Origin of the sequence: Kribbella pratensis (assembly GCF_004366075.1) — a bacterium.
In the GTDB taxonomy this organism is placed as follows: Bacteria; Actinomycetota; Actinomycetes; order Propionibacteriales; family Kribbellaceae; genus Kribbella; species Kribbella pratensis.
In genome coordinates, this window is sequence record NZ_SODU01000002.1 from 395,347 (window position 1) to 418,503 (window position 23,157).

Sequence of the window (23,157 nt, forward strand, 5' to 3'; positions counted from 1 at the left end):
CAGAGGATTGAATTCCTCCCTCCGTCCTGCCGTGGTGGACTGTTTGCATGGGCGAGGTGATTGCGGGGCGGCAGACGGCGGCGTACGACGGGGAGGTGGTCGTGTTCCTGATCGGGATGCGGGTCAACTCGCTGATCAAGGTGCGCGAGTGGATGCCGGTATTCCGCGCGATGGGGCCGATGCTGCGGGAGTTGATGAAGGACAAGGAGGGCGGGCTGCTCGAATTCCGGACGCTGCCGACGTGGCGTGGGGTCACGCTGATCCAGTACTGGGAGTCGGTGGAGAAACTCCAGGCCTTCGCGAACGACACCGGTCGGACACACCGACCCGCCTGGGTCGAGTACTTCCGCAACTCGTTCAAGAGCGGCGCGGTCGGCATCTGGCACGAGACGTACGTCGTACCGGCCGGCAACACCGAAACCATCTACGGCAACATGCCCCTCCTCGGCCTCGGCTGGGTGAAGAGCGTCGAGCCGGTGAACAAGCGAACCGAAACCGCGGCCGATCGCCTCCATCACAGAGAAGATTGACGCACGCAATATTGCCGGCTGCGTGATCTACAACCCTTTTCGCAATCCACCCTGACTTATCACATGCACGACCGCCCGAGCGGCGGAATCTGCAGCTACCGCCTGCCGCTTGATCTTATCTGAGCTTTTACCAAACGCATAATCACAAACGGCCTTGACGACTAGCCACTGCGTTCCCTCTCGGTCCGCTGCCGCCTGAATTCCGGCACCTTCCATCTCACCGCCAATTGCTTCCGGAAAGCGCTTAGCGAGCGCCTCGCGAAAATCCAGATTATCGACGAGCTTATCTCCGGAAACTACCTGTCCGAATTGGACATCGAATCCGTGTTCCGCAAGCGAGGCTGCCAGGAATCGCCCAAGGATTCGCGGATGGGCATCGACTCTCGAGCCTCGCTCGATTACCTGAAGACGTCTTCCGACCGTGCCGACTCTTTGTAACTCGTAGTCGGCCAACTGGCGAGAAATGAGGACCTGACCGATAGGCTGCGACTCCTTCATGCCGAACGCAACTCCTACCCCGATCACATATGCCGGCCGAAGATCATCGATAGCCTCCTGGACCGTCAGGGTCGATCCGCTCATTCCACGGCTGCTCATTCCTGATCTGACGGCTGCCACAACGGAGCCAGCAACGCCGGTGTAAATTTGGTATGTGTTATTGGCGTAGAAGACGGTTCGACTCCTGAAACCGACTTCTTGAAGGGCAACGGTGAGCGCACTGGTCTCGGCGTCATTTACCGTCACGAGCAACACATCGACCTGCTCCACGGCCTGCCCCCAATGAGTCTGTTCGTAGATCATCCGAAGGTCCGGGTGGCGGTCGCCAAGCACACGCGCCAACCGAGCAACTCCGTCAGTTATATGTGCTCCAACGGCCTCCGGTTGCGGTGGGGCATCGAGAGGCATCACTCCAGTTGCTCGCGCCGCGTACTGCAAGATTGCACGTAATCGTGCTCGCATGACGCCCTGACCGGGCGTCGGCTCGACGACACCAGTCGGCGATCGAGAACTCACACTCCATCGACTCAGACCATCGATCAGCCAACGCACGCCCGCTCCCGCAGAGTTGAGATGTACTCCACGTCGACTCAGAATCAGTGGCTCGAATGCATCTAGCGGTGTCGCCTGCAAGTCTATGAGATCCGAGCAACCCAGGATGTACGAGAGATATCCCAAAACGGGTGCATCATATATCGGAAACGTAGTAGACAAGTTATCAAAGAACTGAAGACCAGGGATTCCGGTGACTATATCACCGTTACCGACCTGCATATAATCCTTGGTGAACGCCTCACTGATCTTCCGGCGAACCCGATACTCCACGGAGGGTTTCTGGGCTAAATCCCCCAATTCGGGACGGAAATACGAAAAGGTAATGGCCTGCCCTTCCCGCCGCCGCAAAGCGTCGCCGACTGGACCAGCAAGCCCTAGCGCGACTGGCTGCCACTTTCCGTTCGTTCTCGGTAATTCGTCTGCCCAAGTCGTGAGCTCCCGATGGAGGGGTGCTGTGCTTCCCAGACGCTTCCACCTTGTCGGCGCAAAGAGTGGGACTGAATCGCGTGTTGAGAAGTAGTTCGGGTATCGTTCCGCATCATGCTCATAGGCAATGCGCCGAGACTCTAAGAACTCATCCCGACCCAACTCGTGGCTGAAAGCTGCCAGGTTGCCGGTGCGGGTCAGCAACTCCAGCTCGCGTAGCACGGGTCCATCAACGGCGTCATTCTCATATAGCGCGGACAAACCACAGTAGAAGTCTGCATCAGTGAGTAGCGACAGAAGTCTCAGGAGGCGCACGATCTCCGTTCGGGCGGGTCGCCACGATGCAGCCTGGGCTAGCTCACGATCCAGGAAATGCAGATAGAGGGCATTCTCATACAGCGCCCGGCACCTCGGCTCTGCGACCCAGAGCCGTGGCAACGAACTCCGTCGATCCATTGAGGAGATACTTCAGGATCTCCTGCCGGCCCATGCCACTGGTCGAATAGACCTCGCGCTCGAAATCCAGACGATTTGGCGCCAATTCCCGAATACAATCAGCACGATTGTCAACTGAGAAGTATCGTATAGGCATCTTGGCATGTTCTGCCTGTGCGATCTCAATCAGAACGCCGTCTGCAAGCGTTTCACCGAACACCCATACTTCATCACTCAGGCTGAGCAGGGCATGGTTCGCATCACGTACCGCGTCCCGCGGAACCCGGTCGGACAGAAAGTAGTCGAAAGCTCGGAATGGATTGAGCGGAACTCCACCCTTCTGAAACACAAACTCACAGATAGCATCTCGGCAATAGAAGTACTGCTTCGACTGTGCTGTGTAGACAACAGGGCCACTCATTCGTCTACCCCATCTGACGGCCTTAACACTGCATTACCCACAACGTATCCGCTGATCAACGCTGCAGTGAGACCTCTAAAGTCCCCTGCCGAATCGCCCGCCACCCAGAGTCCTGGCAGCGGAGTCTTCAGTCGTGAATCGTGTCGAAGATACATTCCCACGCCCTCCACGGTCGGTCCAGCGATGGATGCCTGTTCGAGCCGCCCCTCTGGGAAGTCTTGCACCAGTGCAGCAAGTCCCGCGGACAGGCGCGCCGACATCGCTCGCCCTAGCACTTCGGCGAGCATAGCGGTTTCAGACGGTAACCGGGTACGTTCATCTAGTAACGATCCCAACTTCGATTGCACAGGCGCATGCGTGCGAGTCAAGCGCTCGCGCATGCGGGGCCATTCAGCCTCGATCGACCGCCTATCCAGAATACGGACGTTGAATCCAACGTTTGAATGTGCGGTTGGAGGCCCATCGGCATGACCCGAGACACTCTCAATGCCATACGACCGCCCGGTCACAACTGCGCCATTTCTACAACAACAGAACGTTCGCCATTCAATCGAGCGATCGCTACTTCGATAAATCAGCTTCGGATCAAGTCTCGGATGGTTCTTCAGGAAGAAATGCTCGGCAGGCTGCTCAATTCTGACACCCACCTCAACCCTGATTGGTGTTTGAGCCCTCTGTGGCAAGCAGTCCTGAACGAGAAGGGAACCATATCGACCGGCGGCAATTACGAGGTTCTTGCAGATGACTCTCAATCCATCACCATGCGTCTCACCATGGAGCATCCATCCAGGCGAACGAGCAGCGATGCGGCTGACGCGCGAGGCGGTCAGGATATCAACGCCGCTGGATAGTTCCGATATCATCCGGGCCCGGACGTCCAGCGGCACGTAAATCGACGGATAGTGTTTGTCAAAACGAGTATGCATGATCGTCGTCGGCAATATGCTAGCGGTGGCGTCGCCGATCGAGGCTACGTCGATGCCATGCCGAGTAAGTAGACCGTCGAGTGATCGACGAGCCTTATCAAGTAGACGCGGATCTAGTTCCCAGACAACCGTGGCGGACGGCCAGAAGGAAAACTTGCCGTCCGAGTACAAGCCCGCACCCCCCACCCCTTCAAGCAAAGTCGCTGGATCCTCCTGCGACCTGTCGCCGACCACCGGCCCTGCCTCGAGGACCAGAACGTCTGCACCTCGAAGCACCTGAGCGGCGGCCAGACCGGCTGGCCCAGCACCTATGATCGCCGTTTCCACAGACACCTGTTGCATCCCGATTCCCCCCATCGAGCAGACCATGTCCGACGTCAGTGACACGTCTGTGCGAACTCTGGTCCGACCGTAACGCGACGCTGCCTTCTACAACAGGGTTCAAAGGGGTTCGATGGGAGCAACAACCACTGGCAGCACGATCGACCAACCGATTGGATTTCGATGCGATTCACCAGCCGGCCTCGCCGTCCTCGGAACCCCCTCTTGAACAGTGCGGAGTATTCCGCTTTGAAGAGCGAACAGCTTGAGCGGATAAAGCAGCGTGACAGCTTCTTGAATCTGAATGTCGTCGCGATCGGTCTGACAGCGTCGCTGGCGATTCAACTCGAAGGGCGTCAGCATGCGTGGCTGCTGATTCCATGGATCACGACAATTCTTGGATGGGCGTATCTATCCAACGACGACAAAGTCACCGCAATTGCGCGACACCTAGAGCAGAATGCCGGGATTTCCGAATCCTTGGGATTATGGGAGTCGAGCACCAAAGGTTTAACTCCCAGCGCTCTACGGCGCACGGCGGAGATCGTCGTGTTCCTAATCGCGTTCGTGGCCCCAACACCGGTCTCCGTGGCTTTGTACCTCAGCTCCTCTCATGCAGATCCAATCAGACCTCTCTCGTGGATTTTGATCGGGTCCGGATCCCTCCTGACGGCCGGACTCGCGCTGACCTACTCTTCGTCACTGGTTGGGAGGTGGCGTTCGAAACTTCCTCCCTTGGTGTCCTGAATCCTAAATCTCCATTCGACTGTTTTCGCACGGGCGCGGTCCGAGACCCGGGGCGTATCGTGGTTCCCAGCGCGCCGTTGGCGCGGTTGCCTGCATTACAGTGCAGTCGTGCGGTTCATGCGGGACTTGCGGAGGCTGTTGCGGCGGCGTGATTTCCGGCGGTTGTTTGCGGTTCGGCTGACGTCTCAGTGTGGGGACGGGGTCTTCCAGGTCGCGTTGGCGTCGTACGTGCTGTTCTCGCCGGAACGGGCGCCGGATGCGGCTGCGATCGCGGGTCTGTTCGCGGTCTCGCTGCTGCCGTACTCGATCCTCGGACCGTTCACCGGCGTACTGCTGGACCGCTGGTCGCGCCGCCAGATCCTGTTCGCCGCGAACCTGACCCGGGCCGCGCTCGTCATCGGCGTCGGCGCGATCGTCGCGGCCGGGAACGCGGGCGTGCTGTTCTACCTCGCCGTACTGCTCACCCTCGGCGTCAACCGCTTCCTGCTCTCCGGCCTCTCCGCCGGCCTCCCGCACGTGGTCGAACGCGACGAACTGGTGATGGCCAACGCGGTCACTCCAACGAGTGGTACGGCGTCCTTCCTGATCGGCGGCGGGATCGGCGCCGGAGTGAAGCTGCTAGTCGACTCCGACCTGATCGTCCTCGGGCTGACGGTCGTCATCTACACGGCCGCCGCCTTCCTCGCTCTCCGGCTCCGGCGCGACCAGCTCGGCCCGGACCTGAACGGCGACGAGCCCGGCATCGCCGAAGCACTCCGCACGATCGCGACCGGCCTCGTCGACGGCGGGCGGCACCTCCGCGAGCGCCCGCAGCCCGCACTCGGCCTCGCCGCGATCGGATCGCTGCGGTTCTTCTTCGGGTTGATGACGGTCGCGATGATCCTGCTGTACCGCAACTACTTCTACGGGCCCGGCCAGCTCGATCAGGCCTTCGGTGCGCTCGCGATCGCGACGGGTGCGGTCGGTGCCGGCCTGTTCGTCGCCGCACTGGTCACGCCGTGGGGCACTCGGGTGATGGCGCTGCGGCAGTGGATCACGGTGCTGTTCGCGGCCGCCGCGGTGGTGAGCGCCGTACCGATCGGGCTCTACACGAAGCCGGCGATGGTGATCGGCGGGTTCCTGACCGGGTTCTGCGCGCAGGGCATCAAGATCAGCGTCGACACCCTCGTCCAGACGGGTGTCGACGACGTGTACCGCGGGCGGGTGTTCTCGCTGTACGACATGATCTTCAACGTCGGGCAGGTCTCCGCGGCCGCACTCGGCGCGGCGATCCTGCCCGACAGCGGGAAGTCCTACCCGGTGCTCGCGCTGATCGTGGTCGGCTTCGCGGTGAGCTCCCTGGTGTACGGGCGCCTCAGTTCACGTGCCGCGCAGCGCGGTGATCGGCTGGATGGCGGAGGCCTTCCAGGCGGGATAGGTGCCGGCGACCAGACCGATGAACGCACCCAGCAGGGGTGAACCGAACGCCAGCCGGTTGTCCAGGATCGGCGTCCAGTCGCGGACCCAGGACACCCCGACGGTCAGGATGACGCCGACCGCCGTACCGAGCAGACCGCCGAGGAAGCCGACGATCACGCTCTCCACCAGGAACTGGACCGCGATGTGTCTTCGGGCCGCGCCGAGTGCCCTGCGCAGACCGATCTCCGAGATGCGTTCCAGGACGGACAGCAGAGTCACGTTGGCGATGCCGAGTCCACCGACCAGGAGCGCGACCGCACCGAGCAGCAGGAACAACGCGTTCAGGTCGGACTCCACACCCTTGCGTACGGCGCCCTGCTTCGGCGGAGCGTCCACGGTCAAGGTGCTCGGGTTGTTCGGCTCGATCGCGATCGGAGCCTGCTCCGCGATCAGTTGCGCGGCGCCGACCGCCGTACGGATCTCGACCGCGTCCGGGGACTCGAGGTTGTAGGCCTCCTTCGCCGTACCGTTCGGCATGATCACCGCGTCGTTGAGGTCGGCGCGGCCGGTGACCGAGTCGAGGATGCCGATCACCGTGTACGGCTCGTCGCCGATGAACACTGCCGGCTGCGAGTCGACCCGGTTGATGCCGAGCCGCTCCGCCGCGTGTTTGCCCAGGACAACCACCTTGTCGGCACGCTGGTCGTGACCGTCGTCGAAGAACCGGCCGGTCTTGAGCACCCCGCGTACGGCGTCCCAGAGGCCGGAGGATCCGGCCATCACCTGGAGCGCCTTGCCCGTACCGCCGTTCAGGCCGGTGACGTTCTCGACCAGGTCGTCACCGATCTGCAGGCTGCTGACGGTCCCGACTGCTTCGACACCGTTCAGCCGCTTGATCCGGTCCGGCGCGTCCCACGGCAGTTGTGTCGCCGCCTCTCCTTCCTGCCCACCCTTGTCGTCCGGCTGCACTACGACTCTCGTCGCTGCGGCCAGGTCGAACCGCTGCGTGATCTGCCCGGCCGCCGTCTGCCCGAGCCCGACCGTTCCCACCAGCGCAGCGACGCCGAGCACGGTGCCGAGGGTGGTGAGAATCAGCCGAGTCGGCCGGGCGGCAACACCCGCCAGCGCTTCGTCGAGCAGGTCCCGCACTGCGGGACGAGATCTGAGCCGGCGTCGCCGGGACGTGGACGGCCCGCCGGTCGGGTCCGGGGGGCCTGCTTGGGTTACCACTTGAGGGTTCCGTCGACGATGCGGACCTGGCGTTGCGCCCGGCGGCTCACGTGGTCGTCGTGGGTGATGACGGCCAGCGTCATACCCTCGGAGTGCAATTCGTCGAACACCTGCAAGATCGCCTCCGCGTTCGCACTGTCCAGGTTTCCGGTCGGTTCGTCCGCGAGCAGCAGACTGGGTTCCGCGACGAGCGCCCGCGCGATCGCGACGCGCTGGCGCTCACCACCGGAGAGCGTGGTCGGGGCGAACTCCATCCGGTGCGACAGCCCGACCCGTTCCAGCGCCACCCGCGCCCGCGCCATCCGTTGCCGTCGCGGCACTCCGACGTACACCATCGAGAGCGCCACGTTCTCCAGGACGGTGCGATGGTCGAGCAGATGGAACGACTGGAACACGAACCCGATCCGCTCCCCCCGCAGTACGGCGCGCCGTCGCTCGCGCAGGCTCATCGTGTCCACGCCGTCGAGCCGGTAGACACCGTCCGTTGGGTTGTCCAACAACCCGAGCAGGTGCAGCAACGTCGACTTCCCGGACCCGGACGGCCCGACGATCGACAGGTACTCCCCCTGCCCGATGGTCAGGTCGATCCCGTTGATCGCCTGTACTTCGGGCGGCCCCGGGAAGAACCGTCGTACGCCGATCATCTCGACGACCGGCGCCGGCAACGCGACAGCGGTACTCATCGCCCGACCACCACCTGGTCGCCTTCGGACAACTTGGCGTCGCCCTTCGGCGTGACCTGCGCGAACCCGTCCGCGGTGAGCCCGACCGTGACCGGGATCAGCTCCACCTTCCCGTTCCGCAGTACCTCGACCCGCGACGCACCATCGGATCCGGACGACAGGGCAGCCACCGGTACGGCGAGCACCTTGCCGCTGGTGCTCTTGATCGGGATCGTCACCCGCACGTTCGCGTCCCGCAGCAGCGCCAGCTGACTCGCCGTCAGCGTGTTCGGCGCGACCACCACGTCGTACTGGTTCCCGTTCTTCGTGACTCGACGGACCTTCCCGGCGACGGACACGCTGTCACCGAGATCGAGCGTCGCCGCCATGCCTGCCTTCAGCCGCTGAGCGGTCTCTGCGTCGACCTTGACCGTGACAACCAACGAGGCACCGCTGGCCGACATCACTACACCACTCACCGTCCCGCCACGCTCGACCTTCACGTCGTCGACACGGCGCGGCAGCGTCTTCACGTAGACGACTTCGGACACGGGCAACGGCGTACCGGCCTTGAACTCGGCCTCGTTCTGCGCTTCCTGCGCGTCCGCGAGGTTCTCCTCCGCGTCGTCGACAGCGCCTTGCTGCACCGACGTGTCCTTCGCCTTCGCATCCTTGGCGGCCTTGAGCTGCGACTGGGCCTGGCGGAGCTGCTTCTTCGCCGCGTCGACCTGCTGCTTCGACTGGTCGACGGCCTGCGTGAACTTCTCGTCCGGCTCCGGAGCTTCGTATCCGGCGTTCTCGTACAACTCCTCCACCGCGGCCGACGTGTCCAGCGTGTACTCGTCGTCGACCGTCCCCGGGTCGTATCCAAGCCGGTCGAGCGTCTGCTCCAGCTGCAGCACGTCCGGACCCTTGGACCCCGGCGAGAGCGTCCGGTACATCGGGAGTACGCCGGCCAGTCCGATCACCGGCCGCCCGGTGATCTCGAGCAGGGCCTTGCCCTCGGTGATCGTCGACCCGACCGCGGGCACCTTCCCCGTGACGATCGGCGGTGTCGTCAGCCCGCTGGTCTCGACCCGGATGTTCACCGCGCCGTCGAACGACGCGTCACCCCGGCCGACCACCTTGCTGGACAGCGCCTTCTTCGCCACCGGCACGGTGATCTGGGACGCCTTCGGTGCCGCGGTCTTCGCGGCGGCGTCCTCCGGCGAGCTGATCCGGCTGCCGACCCCGACCCCGACTCCGAGCGAGACGGTCGCGACCGCGGACACCCCGACCAGCACCCGGCGGCGGGACTTGGGCGAAGCGGTCACCGGTTCGCCGTCTCGTCGCGGTACGCCTCGAGCTCGGCCTTGTGCTGCTCGACGAACTCCTTCTCGGCGGCGTACTGCACCTTCTTGTACGCGTCGTCGTACCCACTGGCCTTGCACTTCTGGTCCGCCACCGCGAGCGCGATCTCCGACTTGCGCAGCTCGGACAGCTTCGCCGAGTCGACCTTGTCGAACGACGGCGGGCCGGTGATCGTCTTGGACGGACCGCTCTTCGCGGGCGGCTTGTTCCCGGTCAGCGTGTCCAGTTTCTGCTGGATCTGCTCACGCGGGTCGTCGACCTTCGTGAACCCGGAGTGCCCGGCGTCCGCCATGCAGTCGGCCCACGCGCTGGTGGCGTCCACCACCCGCTGGTCGGTGTCGATCCGCTTCTGCAGCGCCTGGATGTCCTTGAACAGGCTCTCGAACTTCTTGAAGTCCATGCCACGGTCCTGGCCGTACACCTCCTTGATCGCCTTGCCGCGACAGCCGAGCTCCTGCTGACCGCTCGAGCTCGGGCCGTCCTTGCCGCCCTCGATGACGATCGCCCCGTTGCCGGTCGCGTTCGGTCCGTTCAGCGCCTTGTCGTACGCCTTCTGTGCGGCCGTCGACAGCGCACTGCGGATCTTGGTGTTCGGGTTCGAGTCGTCGTCCCCGCCGGCCTTGGACCAGTCGATCGTGCTGATCCCGTACCCGTACTGCTCGGCGAACTTGTCCGGCGGCAGGTTGAACGCTTCGCTGAACTTGCTCTTCGCGTTCTGCTCCGGCGGTACGGCGACGTACTCGAATCCGGCCGTCTTCATACAGGCGGCGGTGGCGTCCTCGACCTTGCGCTGCTTCGCCAGATCCTCCTCGGACGGTTGCCGCGCGCCGCCGGCCCGGACCGCCATCTTGAACCCGCCGCCGGACGAACTGACGAAGCCGTCTCCCATGTACTCCGCGAGCGGACTCTTGTCGCTCTGCTGATCGGACGCGACCGGCGCCTTGTCGTTCCCGCAGCCGGCGAGTGCCAGTACCGCCATCATCGCGAGCGCTGTTCGTGAGGTCTTCATGGCAGTGGAGCGTGCCGTCGCGGCCGTGAAGAACCTGTGAAGGTCCCGTTTGCACCTGATGCTCTCAGCCGATCTTCATCGGATTCTCATCAACTTCGGGGACATTGAGGACTATGCCAGCGCGGATCCTGGTCGCCGAAGACGACCTCAAGCAGGCGGAGTTGATCCGGCGGTACCTCGAACGGGAAGGGCACCTGACCGTCGTCGTGCACGACGGCCGGGAAGCGATCGACGAGGCCCGCCGGCGCAGTCCTGACCTGCTGGTGCTCGACGTGATGATGCCGAAGGTCGACGGTCTCGACGTCTGCCGGGTGCTGCGCGCAGATGGCGACATCCCCATCATCATGCTCACCGCCCGCTCGACCGAGGACGACCTGCTGCTCGGGCTCGACCTGGGCGCGGACGACTACCTGACCAAGCCGTACAACCCGCGCGAACTGGTCGCGCGGGTCCGATCGGTACTGCGCCGGACCCGGAGTAGAGCAGAAGGCGAGGTGTACCGCGTCGGGGAGCTCGAGATCGACCCGGCCCGGCACGAGGTCCGGTTGAGCGGGAAGCTGATCGAGCTGACACCTGCCGAGTTCAAGATCCTCGCCTGTCTGGCGGCGTCGCCGGGGCGGGCGTTCTCGCGGCAGCAGTTGCTCGAGCACGCGTTCGGCTTCGACCACTACGTGTTCGACCGGACTGTCGACGTACACGTGATGAATTTGCGGAAGAAGATCGAGCCGTCATCGGGCGCACCGGCGTACCTGAAGACCGTGTACGGCGTGGGGTACAAACTCGCGGACAAGGCGGTGAGTCATGCGTCGTAGCGTGCTGGTCAGGTTCCTCGGGCTGTCGCTCGCCGTCGCGCTCGGGGCCGTGATCGCCACCGCGGTGATCGCGACGTACAGCACGACGGAGAAGCTGCAGGGCGAGATCGACGCGAACACGGGACAGCTGCAGGTCGACGGTGAGATCTACGGCGAGTTGTCGAAGTACGCCGCGGATCATCCGACCTGGTCCGGTGTGGACAAACTGGTGCACGAGCTGGCCGACAAACTCGGGCGCCGGGTCGCGGTCACCGCCGACGACGGCTCGGTGATCGCGGACTCGGCGCGGATGCTCGGCGCCGCGCCGGAACTCCCGTCGGTGCCGGCGGCAACCATCGACGTCCGGAAGTCCAGTGGTGCCAAGCTGGCCGGGATCTCGAGCGCGTTGAACGTGTACACCGCCCGCAAGACGGTTGCGGCCGGGGCGGCGAACGGGTTCGTCACGACCGCGACCACGATCCCGCCGTTCGTGGGCGCCCTCGAGTGGGGGTTGACCGAGGAGGAGCAGCGGAACAAGGCGAAGCTCGCCCAGCAGGCAGCCGACTGCTACACCGCGAAGGGCAGGCCCGCGACCGTCGCGCAGATCAGCGGGGCGGTCCCGCAGGTGATGATCGAGTCGACGCAGTCGGTCGCCGGCGCGCGCGTGATGGAAAAGCCCGGGGTCGCGTCGAAGAACGACACCTGTATCCCGCCCGGCCTGTACGCCCCGAGCGCCAAGGCCAAGATCGTCAACGACGACGAGATCCGGCGCGCGATCGCCTGCCTCGATACGGCCGGCATCAAGTACCAGATCAACGATTTCGGGGGACTGAAGTCGGTCGAGCCCCTGGCCAAGGGTGACTTCACCGACAAGTTCATCGACTGCAGCAACCAGGCCCGCGTGCAGGCTTTGACGCCGTACGTCGCTCCGCCCGCGAAGCTGTATCTCGGGGCGAAGAGCACGTTCAACGTCTTCTCCGGTGAGGGACTGTTGCGGACGGCCGCGACCGCGCTCGGTGTGCTGCTGATCGCGGCATTGGTGATGTTCTTCGCCGGGCGTCGACTGATCCGGCCGATCGTGGCGTTGACCGGTGCGACGCAGCGGATGCGGAACGGAGACCATGCGGCGCGGGTGCCGGTGAGCGGGAAGGACGAGGTGGCGCGGCTCGGACATGCGTTCAACGACATGGCCGAGTCGATTCAGCGACACGACTTCCAGCGCAAGGCGATGGTCAGCGACGTGGCACATGAGCTGCGGACGCCGCTGGCGAACATCAAGGGGTATCTGGTTGCGTCCGAGGACGGCGTCGTACCGCTCGATCAGTCGCTGGTCACGTCGCTGCTCGAAGAGACCGGGTTGCTCGAGCACTTGGTCGCCGACCTGCAGGACCTCGCCCTCGCGGACGCCGGCATGCTCCGGCTGCACCCGGCATCACGCGACCTCTCTGAGGTGGTCCAGCAGGTCGTCTCTGCGCATGGGCCCGCCGCGGAGACAGCCGGGGTCTCTCTCACCGCTTCGGTCGCCGGCCCGTGTCTTGCCATGGTCGACAGCGCACGCATTCGCCAGGCCCTCGGAAACCTGGTCTCGAACGCTATCCGCTACACGCCACCCGGCGGCCAGGTGATCGTCGGCGTACGACAGGTCGACGGCGGCTACAACCTGACCGTCACGGACAACGGCGCCGGCATCGCCGCGGACCACCTGCCGCACGTCTTCGACCGCTTCTACCGCGCCGAACACTCCCGCAGCCGCACCACCGGCGGCAGCGGCCTCGGCCTCGCGATCACCAAACACCTCGCCGAGGCTCACGGCGGCCGGATCACGGTCACCAGCCGCCTCGGCTCCGGCTCGACCTTCACGATCTGGATCCCTGGAGCTGCCAAACTGTCGCCGTGACGCAGCCCCCGAACCCCTACGGCCCCCCAAACAACGGCTGGCAACAACAACCCGTCCAGCCCACGTACGGCGCCCCGGGCCCAGCGGCCCCCGGCCCCGGACCGAGCTACGGACCGGGTGGACCGGGCTATGGGCCGGGCTACGGACCGGGTGGACCGGGCTACGGGCCGGGCGGTTACGGGCCTGGCGGGCCGCGGCGGCCGCGGACGCTGCTGTACGTCGTGATCGCGGTCGTCGGCGTCTTCGTGCTGCTCGGCGCCGTCGCCCTGATCGTCCCGGGGCTCATCGGCAGCGACGACGACCAGGGTGGCCCGACTGCGCCGTCCCCTGCCTTGAGCCAACCAGCAGGCTCGCCGCAGCCCACCTCCGAACCGTCGCCAGCAACCTCGTCCGCACCGTCCACGCCCGGACCGCGCCTCACCGAGGCCAGCACGCTCGCCACCAGATTCCTCGCGTTCCTCAATGCGAACGACCAGACGCACGCGGTGGCACTCGGTTGCGCGGACAGCAGGAACCTGCTGGCCGGCCAACTAATCGTCATGGTCGACCCACCGACGAAGCTGTCGGTCAGCGGACCCGCAGCCTCGGTGAGCAGCTACTACCCGCGGATCTCGGTACCGTTCTCGGGCACCACGAAGGGCGGCGCGCCGCTGGCCGGTACCGTTGACATCATGGACGTGCCGTCCGAACCGCTCTGCGTGCGCCTGACGTCGCTCGCGCGCTGATCGGCCCTGGACTGATTCGGATGGCACCGCGAAAGGCCCGCGTGGCCGACGTCCACGAGATCGCGTCGGCGATGCCGCACGTCACCAAGTGGGAGCGTGACGACGGGACGGATCGACCTGTGTACCAGGTGGGTGGGAAGTCCTTCGTGTTCTTCCGTACGCCGCGACCCGACGCGGTGGATCCGGTGAGTGGGGACAAGTACGACGACGTGATCATGATCTGGGTCGAGTCCGAGAACGAGAAGCTCGCACTGCTGTCGGACGACTCGAACCCGTTCTTCTCCACTCCGCACTTCGACGGCCACCCGTCGGTCCTCGTCCGAGCCAGCCGACTGGGCGAACTCACCAAGCAGGAACTCACCGAGATCATCCAGGACGCGTGGCTCTCCAGAGTCTCCAACCGCCGCGCAACGACGTGGCTACGAGAACACCGATTGAGCTAGCTCTGTGGCGCGAGGGAGCGGGCGGTTTCCAGTAGGTTGGTGCCGGTGGGGAGGGTGGCGATGATGGGGGTGTCGAGGCCGTTCTCTACGTAGCGGTTGATGTGGGCGCGGCATTCGGTGGCGGTGCCGTGCACTATCAGGGCGTCGATGAGGTCTTCGGGGATGGTGGCCATGGCGGCGTTGCGGTCGCCGTTCGCCCAGGCGTCGCGCATCGGCTTCATGATGTCGCCGCGGCCGAGCCAGTCGTGGAAGGCGGCGTACCCGGGCACGGTCAGGTACGTCGCGATCAGGAAGCGACCGATGTTGCGGGCCATCTCGGCGTCCTCGGTGACGCAGACGAAGATGCGGGCGGCGAGTTCCTTGTCCGGACCGAGTTCCTCGCGGACCCGGCGTACGTCGTCGGCCGACAACCAGTTCGTGATCGCACCGTCGGCCTCGCGCGCGGCCAGTCGCAGCATCTGCGGACGGAGCGCGGCGAGCATGATCGCGGGCGGTACGTCGGGTGCCTTCTCCAGCCGGAACCGCCGGATCGTGAAGCTGTCGAACTCCCCGTCGACCTTCTCCCCCGCGAACGCCTGCCGCAGGAACCGCAGTACGTCGCGGGTCCGCGCCAGCGGCGGGTCGTACGCGATCCCGTTCCACCCGGTCACGATCGTCTCCGACGAGGCCCCGATCCCGAGCACGAACCGCCCCGGCGCGAGATCCGCCAACGCCGCCGCGCTCATCGCCAGCGCAGCCGGACCGCGCGTGTGCACCGGTACGACCGCCGTCCCCAACCGCAACGCAGAGTCCCACTCGGACGCAAGCACCAGCGGCGTGAACGCATCCGCGCCGGCGACCTCCGCCGACCACAGATCCGTGTACCCCAACTCGTGCAGCTCCGAGATCAGCGCACGGTGATCACGCAGCGGTACGCCGGTCAGCGGAACGGTCAGACCCCAGCGCATTCAGATCATCCTCTTCAGCAACGGCAGCGGCGCGAACCGCATGACCTGGGCGAGCGGCCACCACGGCCGCGCCGGCACGTACGCCTTCGCCTTCTCCGCCTCGATCGCGGCGACCATCGCGCGCACCCCCGGCTCGGTGTCGACGATGAACGGCGCGTGCGCCACCCGCTCGTTCATCTCGGACCGGATGTAGCCGGGGTAGATCGTGCTGACCTTGATCGGCTTGCCGAGGAGCTCGAGCCGCAGCCCTTCTCCGAGCGAGGCGAGCCCGGCCTTCGTCGCGGCGTACGTCGTGACCGTTTTCGGGAATCCGCGCAGTGCGGAGATCGACGCGATCAGCACGAGGTGGCCGGCGTTCCGCGCCCGGAACAACTCCATCGCCGCCTCGGCCTGGGCGAGCGCGCCGACGAAGTTGGTCAGTGCGGTGTCGCGGTTGGCGTCGAACCGGCCGGTGCCGAGCGGTGCGCCCTTGCCGAGTCCGGCGTTCACGACGATCCGGTCCAGCGGCAGTTCGGCGTCGACCTCCCGGAACACCTTGAACACCTGGTCGTGGTCGGTCACGTCAAGGCTGTGGATAGCCACCTTGATCTGTGGATAACTGGCGGTCAGTTCGGCGCGCAGCGCCTCCAGCCGCTCGGTACGCCGGGCAGTCAGCGCGAGGTCATGCCCCTTCGCCGCGAACTGCCTGGCCATCTCCGCACCGAGCCCGGAGCTGGCGCCGGTGATCAGGATGTTCCGTCGCATCGGGAGTCCTATCTGTACGTGAGCAGGTCGGCACCGACGTGGACATGCTCGTTGTAGCTCACCACAGTCAGCCCGCTGCGGCCGGACACGACCTTGGTGATCGCGGTGTTGATCGTCACCGGGTTCAGCTTCGCCCACAGCCCGTCGCCACCCGACAGCAGCCGGCTCACCACGGCCGCGATCGGCCCGCCGGATGTGAAGACGAGCGCCGCCTCACTCTTCCCGAGTCGCTCGGCGGTCCGTCGTACCGCCGCCTCGGACCTGTCGCAGAACGCCTGGAACGTCTCGGTGTACCCGTCGCCACCGTCGATCCACCGCTGGGTCGCCGCGGTGAACACGTCCTGGAAGGCACGCTTCGGATTTCCGGTGCGCGCGAGGTCGGCCACCATCACCGTGTGCCGCCTGTACGCCGGTTTGTGCGCGACGAGCACCTCCTGGTGGTCGAACTCGTCGAAGCCCGGATCCACCTCCGCGGTGAATCCCGCCAGCGACGCGGTCTGCTGGTGCCGGTGCATCGAGCCGGACATCACGAGCTGCGGCTGGACCTCCGCCAGTGTCTGCCCGAGCCGCTTCGCCTGCTGCTCGCCCAACTCTGACAGCTTGTCGTAGTTGCGTGCACCGAACGATGCCTGCGCGTGCCGAATCAGGTAGATGACCGCCACTCACGCCTGCCGGATGATCTTGCGGCAGCGCCGCTCGAGGAGATTCACCGGCAGCCAGAAGTTCTTGAACCGCGGGTTGCGGGTCTGCTTGTGGTGATAGCGGTAGTAGATCTGCTGCGCGATCACCGCCAGCCGGAACAGCCCGAACACCTCGTAGAACGCCCAGTTGTCCGCCTCGAGCCCGGACCGCTTCACGTAGTACTCCACGATCTCGTCCCGCGTGAGCATGCCCGGTGCGTCCGACGGCTGTAGCCGGAACCGGCGGAACGCCCAGTCGTCGTCGGCCTGCACCCAGTACGCGAGCGCACTCCCGAGATCCATCAACGGATCCCCTAGCGTTGCTAGCTCCCAATCGAGTACGCCGACCACGCGGAGCGGATCGTCCGGCGCCAACACGACGTTGTCGAGCCGGAAGTCGTTGTGGATAACGCAGGTGCGGACGTCGGCCGGCTGATGAGCGGCGAGCCACTCCATCACGCGCTCGTAGCTCGGTACGTTCCACGTCTTCGCCTTGCGATAACGCTCGGACCAGCCGGTGACCTGGCGTTCGACGTACCCCGCACCCCGGCCGAGGTCGGACAGCCCGGCCGCCGCGGGGTCGACCGCGTGCAGTTCGGCGAGCGTGTCGATCAAGGTGAAACCCAACTGCCGGGTCTGCTCCGGAGTGAGGTCGACGCCCAGCGCGTGATGCCCGGGGATCGTCCCGACCACCCGCTCCATCACGTAGAACTCGGAGCCGACAATCGTCTCGTCCTTGCAGTGGGCAACCATCTCCGGCACGTACCGGAACACCGGCTTCAGACCGGCCTGGATGCGGTACTCGCGGCCCATGTCGTGCGCGCTCCTCGCCTTCGTCCCCGCCGGTGGACGGCGCAGGATCAGATCGTGGCCGGGATAGCTCAACAAGTACGTCAGGTTCGACGCGCCGCCGGAGAACTGCTTCACCTCCGGCAACCCGTCCGGAACCGAGGCGTGCTGCCGCAACCACGCGTCGACCGCAGGTACGTCGAAGGTGTCCTCGTCGCGCACAGCGCGAGCGCCGTCCGCCACCCCTGTCACCGCCCGTCCGGCGGACGGGTCTCCACCCCAGCCGCTCCGCTGGCACGCTCCGCCCGTTCACGCGCGCGAGCGGCGATCTTGCGCATCTGCCGGTCGTACAGCGGCCGCGCGAAACGCTTGGTGCGCCACGCCAGTGCGGCCGGCCGGTCGGGGATGATCAGGAACCGCTTCTTCTTGATTCCGTCCAGGACCGCGGCGGCGATGTCGTCCGCGGACCGCGGTGACTTCTCGATCAGCTGGCGCGCGGTCGCACCCATCGCGCTGTCCGCGCCGCGGATCGAGTCCGCGAGGTTGGTCCGGAAGAACGACGGGCAGGCCACCGACACGTTCACGCCGTACGGATGCAACTCGTGCGAGAGCGTCTCGGAGAGCGCGACGACGCCGGCCTTCACCGTGTTGTACGAGCTCATCATCGGCGGGTGGACGAGGCCGGCCGCGGACGCGGTGTTGACGATCTGACCGGAGCCCTGCCGTTTGAACAGCGGTACGAACGCGCGGCAGCCGCGGACCACGCCCATCAAGTTGATGTCGACGACCCGGTCCCATTCGTCGAGCGTCTCGACGTCGATCCGCCCGCCGGTCGCGATCCCGGCGTTGTTCACCAGGATGTCAAGGCCGCCCCAGTTCTGCTCGCACCACGCGACCGCGGCGTCCCAGTCGTCCGGGCTGCGCACATCGAGCTTGAGGTACGCCGTACCGCCGTCGAAGTCCTCGGCCATGTCCGTGCTGAGCACCTGGTGGCCGTCAGCAACGAATCGCGCGACCAGCGCGGCACCGAGCCCACTGGCCGCGCCGGTAACGAGGACCCGGCTCACTTGGCCTCCTGAACCGCCGAGAGGTACGACGCGAGTTCGATCCTCGCGATCACCCCACGATGCACCTCGTCGGGCCCGTCGGCCAGCCGCAACGCGCGGGCGCTCGTCCACGCCGCCGCGAGCGGGAAGTCGTCGGACAGCCCACCGCCGCCGTGCAACTGGATCGCCATGTCGATGACGTCCTGCGCCATCCGCGGTACGGCGACCTTGATCTGACTGACCTCGCTCAACGCGCCGGCGAGTCCCTGCGTGTCCAGCAGGTACGCCGTCTGCAGCACGAGCAACCGTGCCTGGTTGATCGCGATCCGCGCGTCCGCAATCCGCTCGCGGTTGCCGCCGAGGTTGACGAGCGGCTTGCCGAACGCGGTCCGGCTGGTGCCACGCTGCAGGGCGAGCTCGAGTGCCTTCTCGGCCAGGCCGATCAGCCGCATGCAGTGGTGCACGCGGCCCGGTCCGAGCCGGCCCTGGGCGATCTCGAACGCCTTGCCCGGTCCGATCAGGATGTTCGCGGCCGGCACGCGCACTTCGGTGAACGACACCTCGCCGTGGCCGTGCGGCTCGTCGTACCTGCTCATCGCGGGAAGCAGGCGCTCGACCTTCACACCCGGGGTGTCCCGCGGGACCAGGACCATCGTGTGGCGTGCATACCGGTGGGCGTCGGGATCGGTCAGGCCCATGAAGATCAGCAGTTGGCAGTCGGGGTGGCCGACGCCCGTGCTCCACCACTTGCGGCCGTTGATCACGACCTCGTCGCCGTCGAGGACGGCAGTCGCCTGCATGTTGGTGGCGTCGGAGGACGCGACGTCCGGCTCGGTCATGCAGAACGCGGAGCGGATCGTCCCGTCCAGCAGCGGTTCGAGCCAGCGCTTCTTCTGGTCGTCGTTGCCGTACCGGAGCAGGACCTCCATGTTCCCGGTGTCCGGCGCGTTGCAGTTGAAGATGTACGGCGCGATGAACGAGCGGCCGGTCAGCTCCGCGATCGGGGCGTAGTCGAGGTTGCTGAGGCCTTCGCCGTACTGCTCGTTCCCCGGCTCGGCCGGTGGGAGGAACAGGTTCCACAGGCCTGCGTCACGGGCTTTCGCCTGCAGGTCCTTGATCATCGGTTGCGGCTGCCACGGGTCACCGGCGGTGCGGATCGCGGTGTGCAGTTCTGCCTCGACCGGCTCGATCTCGCTGCGCAGGAAGGTATCCACGCGGGCGATCAGATCCTGAGCCCGGGCCGAAGGTTCGAACCCCATCAAGACTCCTCCCTCTCGCCTTGACCGTAGCTCAGCTTCTAAGCAATGCTCAATGGCATGGATCACCGGCTGTCAGCGGAGGACCGCAAGAAGCAACTGGTCAAGATCGGCCTGATGATGCTTCGCGACCAACCGATCCATGAGCTGTCCGTCGACGCGATCGCCGCCGAGGCCGGGATCTCCCGCGGGCTGCTGTTCCACTACTTCCCGAGCAAGCGTGACTACTACCTCGCCGTCATCGCCGCGGCCGGTCGACGCCTGCTCCGGGTCACGAAACCGGCCGAGACGCTGGCGCCGGAGGAGCAGCTCCACGAGATGCTGGTCCAGTTCGTTGCCTTCATCGCTCGTCGGCGTACGGCCTATATCTCGTTCGTCCGCGGTGCCGCCGGCGGCGACGACTTCGCGGTCGAGGTGTACGACGAGACGCGCGCGGGCCTGACGAAGCGCATCCTCACCTACCTCGGCACCCCCGAGGTCGCCGACGAACCCGCGTCCCGCGAATACCTCCGCATCCACGCGTGGCTGTCGTACGTCGAGGACCTCGCGATCGAATGGTCCGGCCTCCCCGAGTCCGACCGCCCGTACACCGCCAACGAACTCGTCGACCACTCGATCGAGGCCCTGTACCTCCTCCGCAAGCTGTAACGCGGTGGGTTGGGGAGGATTGTTGCCCGATCCGGGTAGAAAACCCTCCCCAACCGCCCATTCCGAGGCGCGATCAGGCCGGCGGGAGTAGCTCTACCGTCAGTTCTGGGTCGGTCATGTCTGGGTCGAAGGGGAAGAGGGGGCGGCGTACGGCGTGGTGGCCCAGGCGGAGGAGGTCTTGGTCTACGCCCCCGGGGGTGAGCGCGAGGAGCCAGTCGGCGGCGAGGTTGTAGAGCTCTGGTTCCAGGTAGCCGATCTTGACGATGACCAGGTCGGTGGCCGCGGGGTCGAGGCCGAGGAGGGTGAAGTCGGCGAGGTGGTGGTACGGCTTGCGGCGGGTCGTGAGGATCGAGTGCAGCCCACCGACCTGCACGACCGCGACGGTGCCGCCGACGGGATCCTCGGAGATCGAGAACACGGTGCCGGACAGTGCGACCGGACCAGCGGGACCCGAGTCGACCTTGCCGCCGGCGGTGACCTCGACCGGATTCCCGACACCCGCCGCGACACAGGCGTCGACCGCCGCGGCGTCGGCGATGCTGGCGTGGATCGCGGTGGCCTTGCCGGAGGTCAGTTCTTCGATCGTGAGCAGCTGACCGAGCGTCCATGACGTGTCACCCGCGCCACCGGCGGTCGGGTTGTCACCCGAGTCGCTGATCAAGAACGGACGGGCATCACTCGCGAGCCCGGCAGTGACGCACTCGTGCAGCGTTCCGGTCGGCGCGACGAAGGCGAAGCCGTCACGGGCGTCCCAGTAGGCCTTGGCCAGCTCGGCGGCGTGCTCCGTGATCAGCGCATGATCGTCGCCCGTCACAACCACGGCCGCACGACACCGCGGCTCGTCGGCCCACGCGTATCCGACCCATACAGCGGCATCCAGTACGCCGGGCTCGTCCGCGATCTCGCCCACGCGCCGATAGATCGACTTGGCCGGCTCGAGTCGCGTCGACGTCTTCTCGCCCGGCAGCAGCACCGGCACCTGGACCCAAGCCTTCCCGGGCTTCCCGAGTCCGGACCGCAGCCGCTCCACCAGGTTGCGCAGCGCCCGCTCGCGGCTCTCCATCGCGTCCTCGTGCGGCGCCATCCGGTAGCACGTGATCAAATCGACCGCCGTACCGAGCTCGCGGGACACGTTCCCGTGCAGGTCCATCGACGCCGACACGAGGACGTCGGGACCGAGCACGGAACGGATCCGCGTCGCCAGGTCGGCCTCCGCGTCCTGCCGCCCGACGACGCTCATCGCGCCGTGGATGTCGAAGAACAACCCGTCCAAAGGCCCGGCGCCCTCGAGGCGCGTGATGATCTCGGCGGATAGGTCGTCGTACACCTCCGGCAGCACCGCGCCGCCGGGGAGGGACCGCGCGTGCAGCAGCGGGACCCACTCGATGCCCTGCGCCCAGTCCTTGCCGAGGAAGTCGTACCGCTCCAGCAGGTGGTCACCGCGCCGTACGTCGAAATCGGCCAGGCCGGCCCGGTGGGGCGAGAACGTGCTGGACTCGATGGCGATCCCGGCAATGCCGATCCGAAGGTTCATGTCTAAAACCTGCCACAACCGAGCCGTTTTGCGCACGGTCTAACTGTCGATTGTGGACACTCTCGGACCGGTGGATCCTCGAACGACGAGCTCGGTGGCCAGTTCTACGTGGAGGGCCTCGACCTCGTGGCGGTCCAGCAAGCGGATCAGCAGGCTGACCGCCATCCGGCCCATCTCCTGCAGCGGCTGGCGGACGGTGGTGAGCTGGGGAGTGGTCACGCGCGAAAGGTCGAGATCGTCGAAACCCGCGATCGAAACATCGGTGGGTACCGAGAGGCCGCGCTCGCGAGCGGCTTGCAACGCACCGATGGCGGCCTTGTCGTTGAACGCGACCAGCGCGGTCGGCGGTGGATCTAGGTCGAGCAGCTCACCTGCGGCTCGGTACCCGTGCTGCGTCGTCGGCTGGTCGTGCCGGACCAGCGACGGGTCGGGCAGGATGCCGACGTCCGCGAGCGCAGCCGAGTGACCGCTCAGCCGCGCGTCGGCAGCGAGCCACTCACGCGGACCGGCAATCACACCGATGCGCGTGTGCCCGAGCCCGGTCAGGTACGCCGTGAGTTGCCGAGCGCCGGAGTGGTGAGCCGCGGACACCGAGGGGATGTCACGAGGCAGCGCCGTCCGCGGATCGACGACAACGAAGGGGAAGCGCCGCGAACTCAGCCGGACCAGGTCCTCGCTCGGCTCCGGCGGAAGGATCAGGATCGCGCCGCCGATCTCGCGACGGGCCGGCAGGCTCGCGAGCGCCGGGTCCTGCTGCGTGGACTCGCCGGCGTTGAGGACGACCTGCCGGCCGTGGCGGTCCAGCGTCTCCGCGATCGACGACACGATCAGCCCGAAGTAGTCCGTCAGCACGTACGGACAGCGCACGTAGACGGCTCCGTCGACGGGTTTCGCCGTACCGCCACGGGGTGCGGGCGCGCGCAGGCCGAGATTCTCGACCGCCTGCTCGACGAGCTGCCGTGTCTCGGGCGCCACGCTGCCCTGCTGGTTGAGCACGCGGGACACCGTCGCGATCGACACCCCGGTAGCGGCCGCGACGTCCCGCACGGTCGCTCTACCGCGCGGCATTTGTTACATCCCGATGTTTCACGCTCAGCACTCTAGTCCCACGCTCCCAGACCTTGACAGTCCTCAGCACCGAGCGTTCTC

The 23,157-nt window shown here is 66.0% G+C and carries 23 protein-coding genes; 8 read left to right on the top strand and 15 right to left on the bottom strand.

Annotated features, from left to right (window positions below; all coding sequences use genetic code 11):
- Positions 1 to 47 precede the first annotated feature (47 nt).
- Positions 48 to 530: a DUF4188 domain-containing protein gene (locus EV137_RS16895; protein ID WP_134129938.1), complete on the top strand. Its 483-nt coding sequence runs from the start codon at positions 48 to 50 to the stop codon at positions 528 to 530.
- 27 nt (positions 531 to 557) lie between these two features.
- On the opposite strand, the gene EV137_RS40580 is transcribed toward EV137_RS16895, so the two are convergent.
- The 3 genes from EV137_RS40580 to EV137_RS16910 all read right to left on the bottom strand — a co-directional run bounded on the left by EV137_RS40580 (position 558) and on the right by EV137_RS16910 (position 4,178).
- Entirely contained in the window at positions 558 to 1,331 is a 774-nt protein-coding gene (locus EV137_RS40580; RefSeq protein WP_166679911.1) for a 5'-methylthioadenosine/S-adenosylhomocysteine nucleosidase family protein, read from the bottom strand.
- 1,069 nt (positions 1,332 to 2,400) lie between these two features.
- Positions 2,401 to 2,865, bottom strand: a complete 465-nt coding sequence (locus EV137_RS16905) for a DUF7768 domain-containing protein (protein ID WP_134129940.1) — start codon at positions 2,863 to 2,865, stop codon at positions 2,401 to 2,403.
- Positions 2,862 to 4,178, bottom strand: a complete 1,317-nt coding sequence (locus tag EV137_RS16910) for an NAD(P)-binding protein (protein WP_134129941.1) — start codon at positions 4,176 to 4,178, stop codon at positions 2,862 to 2,864. Before EV137_RS16910 ends, EV137_RS16905 begins: the two co-directional genes overlap by 4 nt.
- 183 nt (positions 4,179 to 4,361) lie before the next feature.
- Between EV137_RS16910 and EV137_RS16915 the strand changes: the two genes are divergently transcribed.
- A complete protein-coding gene (locus EV137_RS16915) occupies positions 4,362 to 4,859 on the top strand; it encodes a hypothetical protein (RefSeq protein ID WP_134129942.1) in 498 nt (165 codons plus the stop codon).
- Positions 4,860 to 4,976: 117 nt separating this feature from the next.
- Complete coding sequence (locus EV137_RS16920) at positions 4,977 to 6,317, top strand: MFS transporter (RefSeq protein WP_238175516.1); 1,341 nt, start codon at positions 4,977 to 4,979, stop codon at positions 6,315 to 6,317.
- Here EV137_RS16920 and EV137_RS16925 read toward each other — a convergent pair.
- From EV137_RS16925 to EV137_RS16940, 4 genes are all read right to left on the bottom strand, one after another.
- Positions 6,219 to 7,406 carry an ABC transporter permease gene (locus EV137_RS16925; protein ID WP_238175378.1) on the bottom strand — a complete coding sequence of 396 codons (1,188 nt, stop codon included), beginning with the start codon at positions 7,404 to 7,406 and terminating at the stop codon, positions 6,219 to 6,221. The genes EV137_RS16920 and EV137_RS16925 overlap by 99 nt on opposite strands.
- A gap of 74 nt (positions 7,407 to 7,480) precedes the next feature.
- Positions 7,481 to 8,170, bottom strand: a complete 690-nt coding sequence (locus EV137_RS16930; RefSeq protein ID WP_133996415.1) for an ABC transporter ATP-binding protein — start codon at positions 8,168 to 8,170, stop codon at positions 7,481 to 7,483.
- A complete protein-coding gene (locus EV137_RS16935) occupies positions 8,167 to 9,462 on the bottom strand; it encodes a peptidoglycan-binding protein (protein WP_134129945.1) in 1,296 nt (431 codons plus the stop codon). The genes EV137_RS16930 and EV137_RS16935 overlap by 4 nt, the downstream gene beginning before the upstream one ends.
- The gene (locus tag EV137_RS16940; protein ID WP_134129946.1) at positions 9,459 to 10,508 is read right to left on the bottom strand and encodes a hypothetical protein; all 1,050 of its coding nucleotides are present in this window, start codon (positions 10,506 to 10,508) and stop codon (positions 9,459 to 9,461) included. The genes EV137_RS16935 and EV137_RS16940 overlap by 4 nt, the downstream gene beginning before the upstream one ends.
- Before the next feature lie 113 nt (positions 10,509 to 10,621).
- Between EV137_RS16940 and EV137_RS16945 the strand changes: the two genes are divergently transcribed.
- Genes EV137_RS16945 through EV137_RS16960 form a run of 4 tightly spaced genes read left to right on the top strand, consistent with a single transcriptional unit; the run spans position 10,622 to position 14,364 of the window.
- Positions 10,622 to 11,320 carry a response regulator transcription factor gene (locus tag EV137_RS16945; protein WP_133996424.1) on the top strand — a complete coding sequence of 233 codons (699 nt, stop codon included), beginning with the start codon at positions 10,622 to 10,624 and terminating at the stop codon, positions 11,318 to 11,320.
- Complete coding sequence (locus tag EV137_RS16950) at positions 11,310 to 13,196, top strand: sensor histidine kinase (RefSeq protein WP_134129947.1); 1,887 nt, start codon at positions 11,310 to 11,312, stop codon at positions 13,194 to 13,196. The genes EV137_RS16945 and EV137_RS16950 overlap by 11 nt, the downstream gene beginning before the upstream one ends.
- Positions 13,193 to 13,921: a hypothetical protein gene (locus EV137_RS41050; protein ID WP_202871022.1), complete on the top strand. Its 729-nt coding sequence runs from the start codon at positions 13,193 to 13,195 to the stop codon at positions 13,919 to 13,921. The genes EV137_RS16950 and EV137_RS41050 overlap by 4 nt, the downstream gene beginning before the upstream one ends.
- 20 nt (positions 13,922 to 13,941) lie before the next feature.
- Positions 13,942 to 14,364: an MmcQ/YjbR family DNA-binding protein gene (locus EV137_RS16960; RefSeq protein WP_134129948.1), complete on the top strand. Its 423-nt coding sequence runs from the start codon at positions 13,942 to 13,944 to the stop codon at positions 14,362 to 14,364.
- On the opposite strand, the gene EV137_RS41055 is transcribed toward EV137_RS16960, so the two are convergent.
- The 6 genes from EV137_RS41055 to EV137_RS16990 are packed head-to-tail and all read right to left on the bottom strand — an operon-like array spanning position 14,361 to position 19,829.
- Positions 14,361 to 15,311 (bottom strand): LLM class F420-dependent oxidoreductase, encoded by a 951-nt coding sequence (locus EV137_RS41055; protein ID WP_134129949.1) that lies wholly within the window; start codon positions 15,309 to 15,311, stop codon positions 14,361 to 14,363. The two genes, EV137_RS16960 and EV137_RS41055, sit on opposite strands and share 4 nt — an antisense overlap.
- A complete protein-coding gene (locus EV137_RS41060) occupies positions 15,312 to 16,055 on the bottom strand; it encodes an SDR family oxidoreductase (RefSeq protein ID WP_134129950.1) in 744 nt (247 codons plus the stop codon). It lies immediately after the preceding gene.
- A gap of 8 nt (positions 16,056 to 16,063) precedes the next feature.
- Positions 16,064 to 16,717 carry a histidine phosphatase family protein gene (locus EV137_RS16975; protein WP_133996442.1) on the bottom strand — a complete coding sequence of 218 codons (654 nt, stop codon included), beginning with the start codon at positions 16,715 to 16,717 and terminating at the stop codon, positions 16,064 to 16,066.
- A complete protein-coding gene (locus EV137_RS16980; protein ID WP_166679912.1) occupies positions 16,718 to 17,767 on the bottom strand; it encodes a phosphotransferase family protein in 1,050 nt (349 codons plus the stop codon).
- A gap of 5 nt (positions 17,768 to 17,772) precedes the next feature.
- Entirely contained in the window at positions 17,773 to 18,591 is an 819-nt protein-coding gene (locus EV137_RS16985; protein WP_134129952.1) for an SDR family NAD(P)-dependent oxidoreductase, read from the bottom strand.
- Positions 18,588 to 19,829: an acyl-CoA dehydrogenase family protein gene (locus EV137_RS16990; RefSeq protein ID WP_134129953.1), complete on the bottom strand. Its 1,242-nt coding sequence runs from the start codon at positions 19,827 to 19,829 to the stop codon at positions 18,588 to 18,590. Before EV137_RS16990 ends, EV137_RS16985 begins: the two co-directional genes overlap by 4 nt.
- Positions 19,830 to 19,886: 57 nt before the next feature.
- On the opposite strand from EV137_RS16990, the gene EV137_RS16995 reads away from it, so the two are divergent.
- The gene (locus tag EV137_RS16995) at positions 19,887 to 20,474 is read left to right on the top strand and encodes a TetR/AcrR family transcriptional regulator (protein ID WP_238175379.1); all 588 of its coding nucleotides are present in this window, start codon (positions 19,887 to 19,889) and stop codon (positions 20,472 to 20,474) included.
- 73 nt (positions 20,475 to 20,547) lie between these two features.
- On the opposite strand, the gene EV137_RS17000 is transcribed toward EV137_RS16995, so the two are convergent.
- On the bottom strand, positions 20,548 to 22,008 hold the full coding sequence (locus EV137_RS17000) for a M81 family metallopeptidase (protein WP_134129954.1): 1,461 nt from the start codon (positions 22,006 to 22,008) through the stop codon (positions 20,548 to 20,550).
- Between the two features lie 39 nt (positions 22,009 to 22,047).
- The gene (locus tag EV137_RS17005; RefSeq protein WP_134129955.1) at positions 22,048 to 23,076 is read right to left on the bottom strand and encodes a LacI family DNA-binding transcriptional regulator; all 1,029 of its coding nucleotides are present in this window, start codon (positions 23,074 to 23,076) and stop codon (positions 22,048 to 22,050) included.
- Positions 23,077 to 23,157: the final 81 nt, after the last annotated feature.